Source organism: Mycobacterium sp., assembly GCF_032161845.1.
In the GTDB taxonomy this organism is placed as follows: Bacteria; Actinomycetota; Actinomycetes; order Mycobacteriales; family Mycobacteriaceae; genus Mycobacterium.
This window is the reverse complement of record NZ_JAVRQA010000271.1, coordinates 1-2,647: the sequence shown is the minus strand read 5'-3', so window position 1 is coordinate 2,647 and position 2,647 is coordinate 1. Positions and strand designations below refer to the sequence as shown.

Annotated in this window: 3 protein-coding genes and 1 pseudogene; 2 read left to right on the top strand and 2 right to left on the bottom strand. The window is 65.2% G+C overall.

The window, feature by feature from the left end; all coding sequences use genetic code 11:
• Both QOD90_RS15140 and QOD90_RS15135 read right to left on the bottom strand, forming a co-directional pair.
• Positions 1-648 (bottom strand): NAD-dependent epimerase/dehydratase family protein (locus QOD90_RS15140; protein ID WP_526351057.1); only part of this gene is annotated, 648 nt, incomplete at its 3' end.
• 46 nt (positions 649-694) lie between these two features.
• Positions 695-1,327, bottom strand: a complete 633-nt coding sequence (locus tag QOD90_RS15135) for an NADPH-dependent F420 reductase (RefSeq protein ID WP_526351055.1) — start codon at positions 1,325-1,327, stop codon at positions 695-697.
• 87 nt (positions 1,328-1,414) lie between these two features.
• Here QOD90_RS15135 and QOD90_RS15130 point away from each other — a divergent pair, with 87 nt between their 5' ends.
• Together QOD90_RS15130 and QOD90_RS15125 are read left to right on the top strand one after the other, a co-directional pair.
• Positions 1,415-1,897 (top strand): MarR family winged helix-turn-helix transcriptional regulator, encoded by a 483-nt coding sequence (locus tag QOD90_RS15130; protein WP_526351053.1) that lies wholly within the window; start codon positions 1,415-1,417, stop codon positions 1,895-1,897.
• A gap of 585 nt (positions 1,898-2,482) precedes the next feature.
• Positions 2,483-2,647, top strand: a pseudogene (locus QOD90_RS15125) (aldehyde dehydrogenase); the annotation flags it as partial.

Below are 2,647 nucleotides of genomic sequence, written 5' to 3'. Positions count from 1 at the left end.
GCGGAACAAGGATGCGACATCGCGGATGTGAACGGCGTTCCACAGGTTCGCGCCGTCTCCGGGGTAGCCGATGAAGCCCTTCTCCTTGGCGAGCGCGATCAGCCCCGGCAGGAAGCCAGCCTCATCGGTCGTGCCGTGCGCGATGAGCGGAAGCCGCACGATCGAAGACCGCACTCCCTCCTCCGCGAGGCCAATTACAGCCCGTTCCACGACGTTACGAGCCCGCAGCGTGCCCTTGTACTCCTCCCCGCCGGGAAGGGCCGGGTCTTCCTCCGTCGCCGGCCGACCCAGACTCCCGGCCGAGCCGATACTGCCCGCCGCGACCAACGGCTTTCCGGTCCCTTCCAGTGCCTCGCCGTAGGCGAGCATGATCGGCAGCTCCGCGGCGGCCACGGCGTCGATCCCGCCGGACGGAAGCAGGTCTTGCCGATGCGCGACGTGGATGACGCCGTCGGAGTCCGCGGCCGCCTCCTTGAGCCCGTCGAGATCCTCGAGGCTGCCGCGACGCACCTTGGCGCCGAGCCCGGACAGTGTCGTCGCGGCCGTGTCCGACCGGGCCAGGCCGGTGACCTCGTGCCCGGCGGCGATGAGCTCGGGGATGATGTACGAACCGGAATGGCCGGTCCCGCCAGTGACGAAAACGTGCATGTGACTGTCCTTTTGGTGGTAGGTGGAGCGGCTGGTGCGGATGCGCTCAGCTGAGAATGTTGACGCCGAGGGAGAAGTTGGTGTGCTTGACGGAGTTGGCGACCAGACCTAGATGCAGCAGGGTGGCGTTCTCCAGTGCCCGCGCCATGGGCAGCTGACCGGCGTCCAACGGGCGCAGTCCCAGGCTCTCGACGAACGCCGACACGTGTGCCTTTGCCTGTGCGTCGTCGCCGGCGATGAATACGTCCACGGGGCGACCCTCGGATGGGCCGGCCGCCAAAACGTCGGCGGGCAGGGTGTTGAACGCCTTGACGACAAGGGCGCCGGCGGGGGCGGCCTTGGCGATCTCCTGCGCGCCGGAACTGCCCTCGGGGGTGACGAAGCCCGTGAGATCGGGGGTGATGGGGTTGGTGATGTCGACGATGACCTTGCCGTTTAGCGCATCCCCGTACTCGCTGACCACCACCGCCGCGCTGCCATACGGCACGGCGACGATGACGATGTCCCCCGCTGGGGCGGTGCCGACCGTCCCGACAGTGGCGCCGCCGAGCGCGGCGGCCCAGTCCTTGGCTTTGGCCGGGTTGCGGCCGATGATCTCGACTTCATGGCCACCTGCGATCGCGCGGCCGGCCAGGGCGCGTGCCATGTTTCCGGTGCCGATGATGCTGATGCTGCTCACGAGGCTTCTTTCGTGGATAGGATCGAAATTGGTTGACGGCTCCACCTTAGGCGATTTTGTAGATGAGTCAACCAATTGAGGAGAACGATGGAACCGAACTGGCTGAACGCGCGTGAAGACCGCGCCTGGCGGGCTTTCGTATACGCGCATCAACGGATCGAACTCCACCTGAACCGGCGCCTGCAGGAATCGGGCCTGTCCGGGGCCGACTATGAGGTCCTGGCGGTGCTCTCGTCTCTCGACGGGGACCGCATGCCCGCCCATGCCCTGTGCCAGACACTGGGTTGGGAGAAGAGCCGTCTCTCCCACCAGGTGCGGCGCATGCAGAACGACGGGCTGGTCAGCCGCGAGCCCAACCCCGACGACGCCCGCAGCACCATGGTCTGTCTGCTGCCGGCCGGCCGGGCCGCCATCGAGAAGGCGGCGCCCGGGCACGTGGAGGACGTCCGCCAGAACTTCATCGACCTGCTGTCGCCGGCTGAACTCGACATGTTCGCCGCCCTCAACGAACGAATCCTGCACCACCAAACCGAAGGTGACGGCTCCGCCGCTGAAGACGAGACCTCGTAGCCTTCGTGGGTGTGCCACTAACGGCGGCTACTTTCTGGCCCTGATCGCCTCGAACACACTCGGCCGAGAACGCCGGCCGGTCTTCCTCTGCTTCGCGGTACAGCTCGGCGGATACGTTGACGGGATTTCGGTGTGCGTCAGGGACATGAGAATTCCTCTGAATCATGGAGATGTGGGGCGTAGCGAGCTGAGCTCACAGTCGGGATAGTGACGGATTGGGCAGGATCGAACGTGACGTCCAGCACCGCGAGCACGACGGTCGTCCGCAATGCGGCGATCAGCATCACTTCGCCTTCCAAGTGCGGTTGCGGGTGAGCGGCTTCCTTGCGGCCTAGGCCGGGATGTATTGGAATGAAGTCATATTCACGGGAGGCGATGGGGCCTTTAGACCTCTCCCTTGGCCTAAGCCATCAGAGGTGCTCCTGCCGCCCGGCGCGGATGGGGCAAGCCGACACAGAATCTCATTGGGGACCTCTAACGGCGAGGAAGGGTCTTTCGACTCCATCGGCGTCGATTGCCCGCGCATAGGTTCATTCACTGAACCCCCAAGATCTCTGTCCTGCGAGACGGTAGGAGCTGTAAGCGATGACCATTTTCGATCAACCGGGTGCTGAAGGTTCGTTGATGTCCTTCCAGCCCCGCTACGACAACTACATCGGTGGTGAGTGGGTCGCGCCCATCCAGGGCCGCTACTTCGAGAACCCGACCCCGGTTACCGGCGAGGTCTTCTGCGAGGTCGCTCGATCCGAT

What these genes read in the sequence shown, in the direction of transcription:
- QOD90_RS15130 (WP_526351053.1), top strand. Translation starts at nt 1,415, where the DNA reads ATGGAACCGAACTGGCTGAACGCGCGTGAAGACCGCGCCTGGCGGGCT.